Below are 13,185 nucleotides of genomic sequence, written 5' to 3' on the forward strand. Positions count from 1 at the left end.
TCCCGGATCATCCCTACCCGCCCAACCTATTCCCGGGCCCGGGGAAGAGCGGCCGTCGGCGCGGGAAGATCGCCGGTCAACCCCCGGTAACCCGGCGGGAGCTCGCCTTTTACACGATTGGAAGGTTGAACGACGTCCATTTTTGCCAAGTTCGCTCTGATTGAGGATGCCTGACCACGGCCGACACGGAAAACAACCCTCTTATCGGTCTCCCCAACCAGCACATCGTGGGCTTAACTTATGGCCATGACCTCCCCCCGCTCCACTTATGGTGGCGGCTACTACTCCGCCTCCTTCCCGGACACCCCGATCTACGACTCCCTCGTGGCCGAGCGGGGCACCCCGCAGATCGCCCCGATCCGGGTCCCCGCCGCGTACGACACGGGGAGCAGCCTGCCCGCGCTGCCCTCGGCGCTGCCCGCCCTCCCGGCGGCACCCTCCCCGCAGGTCCCCTCCTACGGCTCCTACGGCTACCCGCAGGCGCAGCAGCCCGCCCCGCTGCAGCAGGCGCCCACCGCGTACATCCCGCAGCAGGCGAGCGCTCCGCGCGGGTACCCCGGCCCGCAGGCCCCGCAGCCGCAGCGTCCGATGGCCGGCACGGGCTACGAGGCCATGCGCCCCGCCGCGCCGCGTCCGGCGCCGGCTCCCTATCAGGATCCGTACAACAACCAGCAGTACCGCGGCTACTGACCGACGCTCCCGGCGCCCGGTGCCGAGCCCGGTGTCACCTGGCACGATGGCGCCATGGGGAACGCGATTGTGCAGTCGATCCACGTCCATCCGGTCAAGGCGTTCCGGGGCGTCTCGCCCCGGGAGGCCGCGGTGGAGCCCTGGGGTCTGGCCGCGGACCGACGCTGGACGCTGATCGACGACGGGGGAAAGGTCGTCACGCAGCGCGAGCAGCCACGCCTCGCGCTGGCCGCCGCCGAGCCGATGCCCGGCGGCGGCATTCGTCTGTCCGCGCCCGGCCGGGAACCGCTGACGGTCGCGCCGCCGGAGCCCGGGGGGAGCGTTCCGGTGAACATCTTCGGTACGAAGGTGGAGGCGGTCCCGGCCGCCGGCGCCGCGCACGCGTGGTGCTCCGCGTATCTCGGCACCGGTGTCCGGCTGGTGCACATGGACGATCCGGCCGTGCGCCGTCCCGTCGACCCCGAGTACGCGCTGCCCGGCGAGACGGTGAGCTTCGCCGACGGCTATCCCCTGCTGGTGACCACCACCGCTTCGCTGGACGCCCTGAACTCGCTGATCGCCCAGGGCGATCACGCCGCCGAGGGCCCGCTGCCGATGAACCGTTTCCGGCCGAACGTGGTCGTCGCCGGCACCGAGGCGTGGGCCGAGGACCACTGGCGGCGCGTCTCCATCGGCGAGGTGACCTTCCGTGGCGTGAAGCCGTGCGGGCGCTGCGTCGTGACCACGACCGACCAGGACACCGCCGCACGCGGCCGGGAACCCCTGCGCACGCTGGCACGGCACCGCAGGGTCGGCACGGGCCTCCTCTTCGGCCAGTACCTCGTCCCCCTCGCCCCGGGCACGATCCGGACCGGCGACCCGGTGCGGGTGCGGTCCTAGCACCCCGGGCGGCACCGGTCGCGGCGGCCGCCCCGGTGTTCCGGCTCCGGAACCGCGCACGGAGCGGGAACCGGGCGGCGGGTGCCGGTCGTTGGGGAGGACGACATGAGAAATTCGTGGCAGGCCCCGGCCGGGAGTGACACCGGGCTCTCCCGGCCCCGGCCAGGGGACGAGCGGCTCCGCCGGGGGTAGGTCGGAGCGGAAGGGGGGGTGGGGCGTGCGAGCGATCAGTGGCCTGTGGCGCTGGCGGCGCAACCCGCTGCGCCGCGCGACCGACCTGGCCGAGGCATGGCTGGCCCTCGTGGCGCTGGTGCTGGTCGCCGTGGCCGCGCCGGCGATCGGTTCGCTGGCCGGCGCGGCCGCCGCGGACTCCCTGCAGCACACCGTGCGGGAGCAGCGGCACTCCCGTCATCTCGTCACCGCCACGGTGGTCCGCCGCCTGGGCGGCGCCCCGGCGGAGTCGGACCCGGACACCAGCGCGGCGCACGACTCCGGCAGACGGGTCCTCGCCGACTGGACGGCACCGGACGGCACGGCGCGCCACGGAGCGGTCCTGGCCCGGCTGAGGTCACCGCGCCCGGGTGACCACGTCAGTCTCTGGACGGATTCGCACGGCCGCATGACGACGCGGCCGCTGGACTCTCCGACGGCGACGACGCACGCCGTGCTCGCCGGCCTCGGCGCGGCCCTGCTGACCGCGGGCCTGGTGGAGGCCGGACGGCGGCTGGTCGTGTGGCGCATGGTCCGGCGCCGGTACGCGTGCTGGGACCGGGCCTGGGACCGGGCGGGTCCGGACTGGGGCAAGGCGGGCACCGGCAGTTGACGGCCTTGCGGCTCTGGTCAACCCATCAGCCGCGCGCACGCTACGGTGGACCGGCCGACTCGCTTTCGGCAACGACCCGCGTTCGACGAGGTGGGGGCACAGCAACGCCATGGCACAGGGCACGGTCCAGGTGACGCACACCGGTACATCGCGGTGGCGGCGCCGCACGGGTGAGTACGCTTCGCTCGCCGCCGCCCTGGAGGCCGCCGCCGACGGTGACGTCCTCACCGTCGCCCCCGGCACCTACCGGGAGAATCTCGTCCTCCAGCGGGCCGTGACGCTGCGCGGCCCCGAGGGCTCGCCGGGCTCGGTGCGGATCGCCCCGGCCGACGGGGTGCCGCTGACCGTGTGCGCCTCCGCGGTGGTCCAGGACCTGCACGTGGAGGGCCAGGACGCGGCGGCGCCCGCCCTGCTGGTGGAGGAGGGCACGCCCGAGCTGATGGACCTGCGGATCGTCACGCGGTCGGCCGCGGGCATCGAGGTGCGCGGCGGGGCCCGCCCGACCGTCCGGCGCTGCACCGTCGACAACCCGGCCGGCATCGGCATCGCCGTCCTCGACGGCGGTGGCGGGGTGTTCGAGGAGTGCGAGATCGTGGCGGCCGGGCAGGCGGGTGTCGCCGTCCGCGGCGGTGCCCATCCGCGGCTGGACCGCTGCCGGGTGCACCACGCCTCCGGCACCGGACTGACCGTGACCGGGGAGAACTCCGCCCTGGAGGCGTTCGGCTGCGAGGTCTACGAGGTCCGGGGCGCCGGGGTGCAGGTCACCCAGCGGGCCACCGCCCACCTGACCGACTGCGATGTGCACCGCACCACCGCCGACGGTGTCACGCTCGACACGGACGCGGTCCTCACGCTCGCCGACTGTCGGATCCACGACGTCCCCGAGAACGCGGTCGACCTGCGGTCCCGTTCGGTGCTGACGCTGACCCGGACGACGGTCCGTCAGTTCGGGCGCAACGGCCTGTCGGTGTGGGACCCGGGCACCCGGGTGGACGCCAACCAGTGCGAGATCTTCGACAGCACGGGCGACTACCCGGCGGTGTGGGTCAGCGACGGCGCCACGGCGGTCCTCGACTCCTGCCGGGTGCACGACGTGCCGGACGCGCTCTTCGTGCTGGACCGCGGTTCCCGCGCGGACGTCGTGGACAGCGACCTGTCCCAGGTGCGCAACACGGCGGTGTCGGTGAGCGACGGCGCGACCGCGCAGCTCGACGACTGCCGGATCCGGGAGGCGGCCACCGGTGCCTGGTTCCGCGACCACGGCAGCGGCGGCACGCTCGCCAACTGCACGATCGACGGCACCCAGACCGGTGTGATCGTCACCAAGGGCGCCGACCCGGCCATCGAGCGGTGCACCGTCGACTCCCCCGCCGAGGCCGGCTTCTACGTCTCCGCAGGCGGCCGCGGCACCTTCCTGAACTGCCGGGTCAGCGGCAGTGGGGGCTACGGCTTCCATGTCATAGACGGCTGCCGTACGACGCTGCGCAAGTGCCGTACGGAGCGGTGCGCGCGCGGCGGTTACGAGTTCGCCGACCCGGGCCCGGACACGGGGGCCGGGACGGGTCCGGTCGTGGAGGACTGCACCAGCGACGAGAGCGGCGGTCTGCGGCCGCCCGCGGCCCGGGAGACGGCCGTGCAGTCGGCGCCGTCGTCCGCCGGCCTGCTCGGTTCCATCCCCGGGCAGCGCGTCACCGAGCAGGAACCGCTGATCACCCCGGCCGAGCCGGAGCAGCAGGCGCGTACGTCCAAGGACGTGCTCGGCGAACTGGACGCCCTGGTGGGCCTGGAGAGCGTCAAGCGCGAGGTGCGGGCGCTGACCGACATGATCGAGGTGGGCCGGCGCCGGCAGCGGGCCGGGCTGAAGGCCGCCTCCGTCAAGCGGCATCTGGTCTTCACCGGCTCCCCCGGCACCGGCAAGACGACGGTCGCCCGCCTGTACGGCGAGATCCTCGCCTCGCTCGGGGTTCTCGACAAGGGCCACCTGGTCGAGGTGTCCCGGGTCGACCTGGTCGGCGAGCACATCGGCTCCACCGCGATCCGCACCCAGGAAGCGTTCGAGCGGGCGCGCGGCGGTGTGCTGTTCATCGACGAGGCCTACGCCCTGTCTCCCGAGGACGCCGGGCGCGACTTCGGCAAGGAGGCCATCGACACGCTGGTGAAGCTGATGGAGGACCAGCGCGACGCGGTCGTGGTGATCGTCGCCGGCTACACGGCCGAGATGGAGCGCTTCCTCTCGGTCAACCCCGGTGTGGCGTCCCGCTTCTCGCGGACCATCACCTTCGGCGACTACGGACCGGGCGAACTGCTCCGGATCGTCGAGCAGCAGGCCGACGAGCACGAGTACCGGTTGGCTCCGGGAGCCGCCGAGGCGCTGCTGACGTACTTCACGGCGATCCCGAAGGGCCCCGCGTTCGGCAACGGGCGCACGGCACGCCAGACGTTCGAGGCGATGGTGGAGCGGCATGCGAGCCGCGTCGCCCAGTTCGCGGACCCCAGCACCGACGACCTGACCCTGCTCTACGCGGAGGACCTGCCGGAAGTGCCCTGAGGCCGGCGACCGGGCGGCCGTCCGGCGCCGCCCGTCACCCGGCCACCCCCTCGTCCGGGCGCTGTCCCGGCAGGCCGGGCCGCAGACGGGCCGGCAGCGGGGCCCGCTCCCGTGCGAACGCGGGGTCGGCCCGGTGGTCGGAGTGGCCGAGGACGGGCGCGGGGAGCGGATGCTCGGGGTGCGGCCGTAGGCGAGCGGGTCCTTCAGGGGCCGTGGTCCACTTCCGGGCCGCAGTCGCCGGGCAGCCGGACGGCCCGTCGATGGGGTCGGTGCGGCGGTGCGGATGGCGCCGGCAGGCGACGTGGCGGTGGAGCGCGGCCAGGGCGCGCGAGGGCGAAGTACGCGGGGAAGCAGCGGCCGTACAGACGCTCCGGCGGTGAGCCGTAGGTGAGCTGGGCGACGCGTCCGCGGACGGCGGGGGTCGGTTGCCAGGTGGCGGCCGCGGCCAGGACGCTGCCCTGGGGGTGGCCGGACAGCACCAGCCGGCCGCCGGTGGCGAAGGGGTGGGTGGCGCGCGGCCAGGACGTGCCGACGTCCCACAGGACGCCGATGGTGCGGCGGGTGGAGGGGGCCTCGTTGGTGCGCCGGCCCGCCCCAGGTGACGAAGAGCGGGAAGCCGAGTCCGACGGGCCAGGAGCCGAGCGCCTGGCGAGGTCTCGGCCGCCGCGTGGACGGCGGAGTACGCCCGCCGGGCCGCCCCCTGCGGGGTGCGGCCGGTGGCCAGGGCGCCGGTCGGCGCGGCGACCCCCAGCGGCAGGGTGGTGGCGCAGAGCACGGCGAGCAGCAGCGACGCCCGGTCGGTGAGGGGGCCAAGGCCCGGACATGGGCGATGCGGCGGGCGCGCGGGGGTGCTCGGGCTTGCCGGGGCGCCGGAGGAGGCCGTCGACCGGGACCGGCTGCTGACGGGCGTCAGGTGCTCGTGACGTACGCGGTCGCGTGCGGCGCGGGCCGGCCGCGCGGTGCGAGCACGGCGGCGAGGGCGGGCAGGCAGCAGCGGGGGGATCAGGGACGCCTGCCAGGTCAGCAGCACCGGCGGCCCGTCGAGGAGGGCGCGGGTGCCGTCCAGCCGGTGGGCGACCCGCCCGGCGAGTGCGCCGGTCATCACCCCGCCGAGCGCGCAGCCGAGCAGCGCGACCGCCGGGCCGCCGAGGCCGCGCGTGCCGGCGCGCGGGTCCGGGCGGCGGCGCTGGAGGTCGGGGACGACGGCGGCCGCGCACCTCTCCGCGCGGAAAGTCCCCGATCCGTGTGACGCCGGCAGAGGGGCGCAGGGTTGCGGGATGGCATGCGCGCGTCGTGACCGGAGTGGCGCGACCGGTGCCCCGCCGTGAAAGGATGGACGCCCGTGCCCCAGGACCGCTGGACGTCCAGGTCGGGGCAGGTGCGGCGGACGACGGATCACGGCGAGAGGACCGGAGCTTACGTGAGCGAGAATCAGAACCTCCTCGCGGAGCAGCGCCGCGCCCTCATCCTGGACGAGGTCCGGCGCCGGGGCGGCGTCCGGGTGAACGAACTGACCCGCAAGCTCGGTGTGTCGGACATGACCGTGCGCCGTGATCTCGACGCGCTGGCCCGCCAGGGCATGCTGGAGAAGGTGCACGGCGGCGCGGTCCCGGTGGTCGAGGCGAGCACGCACGAGCCGGGCTTCGAGGCCAAGTCGGGTCTGGAGCTCACCGCCAAGGAGGACATCGCGCGGGCCGCGGCCCGGCTGGTCAGCCCGGGGTCGGCGATCGCCCTGTCGGGCGGCACCACGACCTACGCGCTGGCGCAGCACCTGCTGGAGGTGCCGGACCTGACCGTGGTGACGAACTCGGTGCGGGTCGCCGACGTCTTCCACGCGGCGCAGCGCACCTCGGGACAGCGCCAGGGCGGGGCCACGGTGGTGCTGACCGGCGGGGTGCGCACGCCGTCCGACTCGCTGGTGGGCCCGGTCGCCGACCAGGCGATCGCCGCGCTCCACTTCGACCTGCTGTTCCTGGGTGTGCACGGGATATCGGTGGAGGCGGGCCTGTCCACGCCGAACCTGGCGGAGGCCGAGACCAACCGCCGGCTGGTGCAGTCGGCACGCCGGGTCGTGGTGGTCGCCGACCACACCAAGTGGGGCACCGTCGGGCTCAGTTCGTTCGCCGCGCTGGAGCAGGTGGACACGCTGGTCACCGACGCGGGTCTGCCGGGCGAGGCCCGCTCGGAGATCTCCGAGCACCTGCGCCGTCTCGTGGTCGCGGGTGAGCCCGGGGACGACGAGGACCTCTGACGACATCTGACGGCCCGTCGATTAGCCTTGCGGCGCAACGCCCCGGTTCGTCCGAGGACTTCACGAGGGGGTTCGTCGCCATGGCTCACCGTCTGCGGCCGGAGGGACTCGGCTTCGTCGGGACCGCTCCCGTACGGCTCGTCTTCACCCGGGAGATCGCGGCCGCGCCGGAGGCGGTGTTCCGGGCGCTCGCGCAGGACGTGACGGGCTGGCCGGAGTGGTTCTCCGCCGTGTCGTCGGCCCGGCCGACCGAGGGCGGCCGCGAGGTGCGGCTGCGGGGCGGGACCCGTTTCCAGGAGTCGGTGCTGCTGGCCGAGGCTCCCGAGGTGTACGCCTACCGTGTCGACGTGACGAACACCCCCGGGGCCCGGGCGTGGATCGAGGAGTGGCGGCTCGCCCCGGCCGGGACCGGGACGCGGGTGCGGATGACCTTCGCCCTCGACGGTACGGCCGCGTTCCGGCTGGTGTGCCGTCTCGTCCGGCCGGGCGTGGGGCGGGCGTTCCGGGACGCCGTCACGGCGCTGGACCGGCGGCTCGCCGGATAGCGGCGGTGCGGCTCAGTCCGTCCACATGCCGGTGGCCAGCAGGGAGTCGATCGCGGCCGTGTACGGGGCGATGTCCAGTCCCTGCTCCCCCAGCCAGCCGTCGGAGTAGTACTTGTCGAGGTAGCGGTCGCCCGGATCGCACAGCAGGGTGACGACGCTGCCCGTGCGGCCCTCGGCGACCATCTCGGAGACGATCTTCAGCGCGCTCCACAGGCCGGTGCCCGTGGAACCGCCGGCCTTGCGGCCGATGGCCCGCTCCAGCGCGCGTACGGCGGCCACGCTGGCGGCGTCCGGGACCTTCATCATCCGGTCGATGGCGCCGGGCACGAAGCTCGGCTCCATGCGCGGTCTGCCGATGCCCTCGATGCGCGAGCCGCAGTCGCAGGTGACGTCCGGGTCGCCGGCGGTCCAGCCCTCGAAGAAGCAGGAGTTGTCCGGGTCGGCGACACAGATGCGGGTGTCGTACTGCATGTAGTGCACGTAGCGGGCGAGGGTCGCCGACGTGCCGCCGGTGCCGGCCGTGGCGACGATCCAGGCGGGCTCCGGGAACCGCTCGAGTTCCAGCTGGCGGAAGATCGACTCGGCGATGTTGTTGTTGCCGCGCCAGTCGGTGGCCCGCTCGGCGTAGGTGAACTGGTCCATGTAGTGGCCGCCGGTCTCCACCGCGAGGCGGGCGGACTCCTCGTACATCTTGCGGGAGTCGTCGACGAAGTGGCAGCGGCCGCCGTGGAACTCGATGAGACGGCACTTCTCGGCGCTCGTCGTGCGCGGCATGACGGCGATGAAGGGCACGCCGATCAATTTGGCGAAGTACGCCTCGGAGACGGCCGTCGAGCCGCTGGACGCCTCGATCACCGGGCGGTCCGGGCGGATCCAGCCATTGCACAGGCCGTAGAGGAACAGGGACCGGGCCAGGCGGTGCTTGAGGCTGCCCGTCGGGTGCGTCGACTCGTCCTTCAGGTACAGGTCGATGCCCCACCGCTCGGGCAGCGGGAAGCGCAGCAGGTGCGTGTCCGCCGATCGGTTGGCGTCGGCCTGGACCTTGCGCACGGCCTCTTTCAGCCACGTGCGGTAGGCGGCGTCGCTGCGGTCGACGTCGAGGGTGGCGCCGGTCCGGGTCTGTGGGGTGGTGCTCACGGCGGGGCTCCTTACAGTGGGCGCCGACGGCGGCTCACGCGCCCGGCACTTCGAGCATAGGCATCTTTCGCACCGCTTCCCACCTGCATAAACGCATCTTTGAGCCACTCAAAGCGGGGCTGGGGCACACAGGTGAGGCGCGCGCGGGGGCGCATTGGCGCGAGTGCTCCGGACGCCCGTCGCACGCGCCCCGCGCGTACTGGTGCTCCAGGCCGCATCGGGGCAGACTGCACCGCGCGGGACGATCGTCCCGAACGGGATCGCACCCACGCCGGGGCACGACGACCGGTACGACCCCGGGCGGCAGGACCAGACCCGGGCCGGAACCGGACCCACAGGGGCCGGCGGCCGGCCAGCGACGCGCAAGGGGGCGGCAAGGAATGGCGGAGCCGGAGTTCACGGCCACGGGCGTGCAGATAGACAAGCGGCTGCGCTCGCTCACCCGGGCCGGACAGGTCCGGATCAGCGACGGCAGGGTGGAGTTGCTCACCAGCTACGGCAGCGAGATCGACAGCGCGCCGGTGCAGGCCGTGCGGGCCTCCAGGCCGTGGTTCGGCCCGGAGGACCGGGCGACGGCGGACCTCAACGGCAACCGTTACCTGCTGCGGCTCGGCGAGCACGATCCGGCACCGGGCGAGCCGGGGCCGCCGGCGGCGCGGCGGTTCATCGAGGCGGTGCGCCGCGCGGCCGGACGTGGCGGCTGAGCGTGGTTCAGGGCGGGGCGAGTTGCGGGAGCGCATCCGCTACGTCACGCTGGTCTCACGTCACTCTGGGTTTACCGGCGATAACGCTGCGAACCAGCCCGCCGGCCACGACAGCAGGCGGACGTTTGGACGCAAGCACCCTGCTGGATCCGTTGTTCTCCGTGTTCCTCCGGTTCGACCGGACCTCACATCGGGGAGTCGCAGCCGTGATCAGTCACCCAAGCAGGCACTGCACGGTGGAGCTCCAAGCCCTGCCGTCGCGGATCGGCCAGGTCCGCAGAATCGTATCTGCGCAGTTGCGCTACTGGCATCTCGACCCGTTGATAGACCGGGCCGCGCTCGGTGTGACCGAGCTGCTCAGCAACGTCCACCGGCACGCCCGCCCGGACAAGTCGTGCGTCGTCGAGCTGGAACTGCTGGTCGACCGGCTCACGGTCTCGGTGCGCGACCACGATCCACGCCTTCCGGTGGTGGCGGACGCGGCGGAGGACGCCGCGCTGTCCACCTGCGGCCGGGGGCTGGCGATGGTGGCCGCGATGAGCGAGAGCTGGGGCGCGCGTCCGGAGGGCGAGGACGGCAAGGTCGTCTGGTTCACGCTGCCGGCGACCACCAGGGCCCGCCCGCAGCCGGCCCGCTCCCCCCGCCGCACCCCCGAGCAGCAGCCGGCCCCCCGCCGTCACCCCGAGACGCACCCGACCCCCACCCCGGTCACCGCGGCCCCGGTCGTCACCACACCGGTCGTCACCACACCGGTCGTCACCACACCGGTCGTCGCCGCCCCGGCGCCCGCCGTCGCCCACGCGGCGGCCGCCCCACCGACTCCCGCCCGGTCCGCCGTCCCCGGCTGACCGGGCGGTGACCACGCCGACACGACACGCGAGCGGCAAGCCACGACGACCTGCCGCCCGCGCGCCGTGCTGCGGCGCCGGAACCGGCGTATCCGGCGCGCGGCGCAAGCCGGTGCCCTCGCCACGCCCCGCGCCCGCGCTACGGCGCCCCGCCGCACCCGCGCCGGACGTTCCAGCACGCCCTGCCGGTGCGCCTACGCTTCGGCGCGCAGTACGAGCCGGGCCCTCGCCAGGGCGTTCCGCCACCGCCTCCGGACGCGCCGGCCCGCGCCCTCGGCACGACTTCGCGCGCGAGGGGCCACGGCGAACCACCGCCCACGCGCTGCGACGCTGACACCGGCGCGTCCGGCGCGAAGCGCAGACCCCGTGCCCGCGCGACGGCGTCGCCCCGCACGCACGCGGGGCGTCTCGGCTCGAGTCGCTGGATGCGCCCACGCCCCGTGCCCCGTGTCCGGCGCGAGCCCGCCGCCCGCCGAGAGCCCCCGGCCGGCCCCCGGCGTCGGTGCGGCGGCCCTCGCCTCGGTCAGCGTGCCGGCGCTCCCTCGGCGTACGGCGGCTGCCGCCGCGGGCGTGGCGCCGGCGCTCCCTCGGCGTACGGCGGCTGCCGCCGCGGGCGTGGCGCCGGCGCTGCGCCGCGTTGCGCCCGCCGTCGCGTTCACGCGCCGCGCTTGCCCGCGGGGCCGAACTGTTCCTCCAGTACGGAGAGACGGCGCCAGTACTCGTCCTCGTCGATCTCGCCGGAGGCGAAGCGGCGGCCGAGGACCGCGAGTGGTGAGTCGCCCGTCGGGCGGCCGCTCATCGGTCCCCGCCAGGAGGCACCCCGGCCCGTGCGGCGCAGGAAGGTGACGGCGGCCGCCATGACGAGCGCCCAGATCAGCGGGAAGAACAGGATCCACGGGCCGGGTCCGCCGCCGTGCCAGTTCGCGAGCGTCTGCATCTCGGGTCATCTCCGTAGGTCGTCGGGGATTTCGGGTGATGCCACGAGGCTCCCTCCGGCAAGGGGTCCGGGTCGTCGTGCGGCCGGCGGCCTTACGGGTACCTCAGCGGGAGTACGCCGGAAGGGCACGGCTGCTCCCGGCGGACGCGAGCCGCGCAGCACAGGGGACCGCAGCACACGGGGGGCCGGAACGCCGTCGGGGCCCGGCGGGCGTTGTCAGTGCCGCTGACTGGTCTGCGCGTATGACCACGACCGACGACACCGTCACCGCCGACGACCGCCGCTTTCCCGTGGCACCGGCCGCCGCGCTCGCCCTCCCGTTCGGCTACGCCGACGGTGACGCTTCACGGCCGGATGCCGGACGGACGGCGCTGGCGGAGCGGTGCGCCCCCGGGCGCGGCCGGCCGGCCGGGGAACTGGTGCGGCCGGCCCGGGAGGAGTTCGCCGACTTCGACGACGTGATCATGCCCCTCTGCGGATGAGGTGGCGAGACCCCCGACAGCGGGTCGTCACCGGAGCGCGCCCAGCGGGTCGTCCAGGACCGGCTGCCAGGCCAGCTCGGCCGCGCCGACCAGGCTGTTGTGGTCCAGCGTGCAGGCCAGGATGGGGACACCGCCGCTCTGCCCCCACAGGCTGCGGTCGGCGACGACCGCGCGCAACCGGTCCGGATCGGTCTCCAGCAGGGTGCGGTGCAGGCCGCCGAGGATGATCCGGTCGGGGTTGAGGAGGTTGACCAGACCGGCCAGGCCCAGGCCGAGACGGTCGATGAGGGTGTGGGCGGCGGCGCGGACCGCCGGTTCGGCGTAGCGCGTGCGCAGCAGGTCGTCGGCCTGCTGGAGCAGGGACACCTCGGGGCCGGGCGCGCGGCCCGCCTCGACGAGCAGGGCCAGCGGATCGGTCTCGACGTCGAGGCAGCCCCGGCTGCCGCAGTGGCAGGGCCGGCCCCCCGGGTTGACGGGGAGGTGACCGACCTCCAGGGCGAGACCCGAACTGCCCGTGTGCAGGCGGCCGTCGAGGACCAGGGCGCCGCCGACGCCCCGGTGCCCGGAGGCCACGCACAGCAGGTCACGGGCGCCCCGGCCGGCGCCGTGCCGGTGCTCGGCGAGGGCGGCGAGGTTCACGTCGTTGCCCGCGAACGCGGGGCCGGTGATGCCCGCCTCGCGCACGCGTTCGGCGAAGATGCGGCGCACCGGGGCGCCGGCCGGCCAGGCCACGTGGAGAGGATTGAGGGCCAGCCCGTCGGGTTCGGCCACGGCCGAGGGGACGGCGAGTCCGGCGCCCACGCAGCGGCGGCCGGTCGTGCGCAGGAGTTCGGCGCCCGCCTCCACCACGGAGCCGAGCACCTTCGCCGGATCGGCGTCCACGGTCTCGCGGCCCGGCGCGGTCGCCACGATCCGCCCGCCGAGGCCGACCAGCGCGGCCCGGAAGCCGTCGGCGTGCACCTGCGCGGCGAGCGCCACCGGTCCGTCCTCGGCGACCGCGAGCCGGTGCGAGGGGCGCCCCTGGGACCCGGCCGCCGCGCCCGGCCGTGCGTCGACGCGGATCAGTCCGAGCGCCTCCAGCTCGGCGGCGACCGCGCCGGCCGTCGCCCGGGTGACCCCGAGTTCGGCGGTGAGCACGGCCCGGGTCGGCGCCCGTCCGGTGTGCACGAGCTCCAGCGCGGGTCCGAGCGCGCCGCGCCCCCGGTCAAGCCGCGCTCTCGACGTGGTCCCTTCCCCCGCCGGCCGGGGGTCCGCCTTGCCGCTCATGACGGGAGTCTCCCATGATCCGCACCCACCGTGGCCTGCCACCTGATCTTCGGCGCCCGCCGCGGCCCGCCTCCT

At 74.7% G+C, this 13,185-nt stretch carries 13 protein-coding genes; 10 read left to right on the forward strand and 3 right to left on the reverse strand.

Going from position 1 to position 13,185, the window contains the following annotated elements; all coding sequences use genetic code 11:
- Nucleotides 1-246: 246 nt before the first annotated feature.
- The 7 genes from B446_RS05290 to B446_RS05325 all read left to right on the forward strand — a co-directional run bounded on the left by B446_RS05290 (nucleotide 247) and on the right by B446_RS05325 (nucleotide 7,736).
- Entirely contained in the window at nucleotides 247-690 is a 444-nt protein-coding gene (locus B446_RS05290; protein ID WP_043477695.1) for a DUF6643 family protein, read from the forward strand.
- A gap of 54 nt (nucleotides 691-744) precedes the next feature.
- A complete protein-coding gene (locus tag B446_RS05295) occupies nucleotides 745-1,569 on the forward strand; it encodes an MOSC domain-containing protein (RefSeq protein ID WP_020938386.1) in 825 nt (274 codons plus the stop codon).
- 217 nt (nucleotides 1,570-1,786) lie between these two features.
- Complete coding sequence (locus tag B446_RS05300) at nucleotides 1,787-2,392, forward strand: hypothetical protein (RefSeq protein WP_020938387.1); 606 nt, start codon at nucleotides 1,787-1,789, stop codon at nucleotides 2,390-2,392.
- A gap of 109 nt (nucleotides 2,393-2,501) precedes the next feature.
- Nucleotides 2,502-4,940 (forward strand): right-handed parallel beta-helix repeat-containing protein, encoded by a 2,439-nt coding sequence (locus B446_RS05305; RefSeq protein WP_020938388.1) that lies wholly within the window; start codon nucleotides 2,502-2,504, stop codon nucleotides 4,938-4,940.
- Nucleotides 4,941-5,859: 919 nt separating this feature from the next.
- Nucleotides 5,860-6,189, forward strand: coding sequence for a hypothetical protein (locus tag B446_RS41085; protein WP_158506747.1), 330 nt, complete (start codon nucleotides 5,860-5,862; stop codon nucleotides 6,187-6,189).
- Between the two features lie 171 nt (nucleotides 6,190-6,360).
- On the forward strand, nucleotides 6,361-7,191 hold the full coding sequence (locus tag B446_RS05320; RefSeq protein WP_020938389.1) for a DeoR/GlpR family DNA-binding transcription regulator: 831 nt from the start codon (nucleotides 6,361-6,363) through the stop codon (nucleotides 7,189-7,191).
- 80 nt (nucleotides 7,192-7,271) lie between these two features.
- The gene (locus B446_RS05325; protein ID WP_020938390.1) at nucleotides 7,272-7,736 is read left to right on the forward strand and encodes an SRPBCC family protein; all 465 of its coding nucleotides are present in this window, start codon (nucleotides 7,272-7,274) and stop codon (nucleotides 7,734-7,736) included.
- Nucleotides 7,737-7,748: 12 nt separating this feature from the next.
- On the opposite strand, the gene B446_RS05330 is transcribed toward B446_RS05325, so the two are convergent.
- Nucleotides 7,749-8,873, reverse strand: coding sequence for a PLP-dependent cysteine synthase family protein (locus B446_RS05330; protein ID WP_020938391.1), 1,125 nt, complete (start codon nucleotides 8,871-8,873; stop codon nucleotides 7,749-7,751).
- A 380-nt stretch (nucleotides 8,874-9,253) separates the two neighbouring features.
- Here B446_RS05330 and B446_RS05335 point away from each other — a divergent pair, with 380 nt between their 5' ends.
- Together B446_RS05335 and B446_RS05340 are read left to right on the forward strand one after the other, a co-directional pair.
- Nucleotides 9,254-9,577 carry a hypothetical protein gene (locus tag B446_RS05335; RefSeq protein WP_020938392.1) on the forward strand — a complete coding sequence of 108 codons (324 nt, stop codon included), beginning with the start codon at nucleotides 9,254-9,256 and terminating at the stop codon, nucleotides 9,575-9,577.
- A gap of 206 nt (nucleotides 9,578-9,783) precedes the next feature.
- Nucleotides 9,784-10,425, forward strand: a complete 642-nt coding sequence (locus tag B446_RS05340; RefSeq protein ID WP_078614642.1) for an ATP-binding protein — start codon at nucleotides 9,784-9,786, stop codon at nucleotides 10,423-10,425.
- Nucleotides 10,426-11,080: 655 nt separating this feature from the next.
- Here the strand turns inward: B446_RS05340 and B446_RS05345 are convergent.
- Nucleotides 11,081-11,362, reverse strand: coding sequence for an SHOCT domain-containing protein (locus B446_RS05345; RefSeq protein ID WP_020938394.1), 282 nt, complete (start codon nucleotides 11,360-11,362; stop codon nucleotides 11,081-11,083).
- 242 nt (nucleotides 11,363-11,604) lie between these two features.
- Between B446_RS05345 and B446_RS05350 the strand changes: the two genes are divergently transcribed.
- Nucleotides 11,605-11,844 (forward strand): hypothetical protein, encoded by a 240-nt coding sequence (locus tag B446_RS05350; protein ID WP_020938395.1) that lies wholly within the window; start codon nucleotides 11,605-11,607, stop codon nucleotides 11,842-11,844.
- Between the two features lie 27 nt (nucleotides 11,845-11,871).
- Here B446_RS05350 and B446_RS05355 read toward each other — a convergent pair whose 3' ends face one another.
- Nucleotides 11,872-13,110: an ROK family protein gene (locus B446_RS05355; RefSeq protein ID WP_043474799.1), complete on the reverse strand. Its 1,239-nt coding sequence runs from the start codon at nucleotides 13,108-13,110 to the stop codon at nucleotides 11,872-11,874.
- Nucleotides 13,111-13,185 lie beyond the last annotated feature (75 nt).

It is taken from the genome of Streptomyces collinus Tu 365, from assembly GCF_000444875.1.
In the GTDB taxonomy this organism is placed as follows: domain Bacteria; phylum Actinomycetota; class Actinomycetes; order Streptomycetales; family Streptomycetaceae; genus Streptomyces; species Streptomyces collinus_A.

Bases quoted from the DNA above. Each gene is read 5' to 3' on its own strand.
- B446_RS05345 (WP_020938394.1), bottom strand. From the start codon at position 11,362: ATGCAGACGCTCGCGAACTGGCACGGCGGCGGACCCGGCCCGTGGATC.
- B446_RS05350 (WP_020938395.1), top strand. From the start codon at position 11,605: ATGACCACGACCGACGACACCGTCACCGCCGACGACCGCCGCTTTCCC.
- B446_RS05295 (WP_020938386.1), top strand. From the start codon at position 745: ATGGGGAACGCGATTGTGCAGTCGATCCACGTCCATCCGGTCAAGGCG.
- B446_RS05355 (WP_043474799.1), bottom strand. From the start codon at position 13,110: ATGAGCGGCAAGGCGGACCCCCGGCCGGCGGGGGAAGGGACCACGTCG.
- B446_RS05290 (WP_043477695.1), top strand. From the start codon at position 247: ATGACCTCCCCCCGCTCCACTTATGGTGGCGGCTACTACTCCGCCTCC.
- B446_RS05335 (WP_020938392.1), top strand. From the start codon at position 9,254: ATGGCGGAGCCGGAGTTCACGGCCACGGGCGTGCAGATAGACAAGCGG.
- B446_RS05325 (WP_020938390.1), top strand. From the start codon at position 7,272: ATGGCTCACCGTCTGCGGCCGGAGGGACTCGGCTTCGTCGGGACCGCT.
- B446_RS05305 (WP_020938388.1), top strand. From the start codon at position 2,502: ATGGCACAGGGCACGGTCCAGGTGACGCACACCGGTACATCGCGGTGG.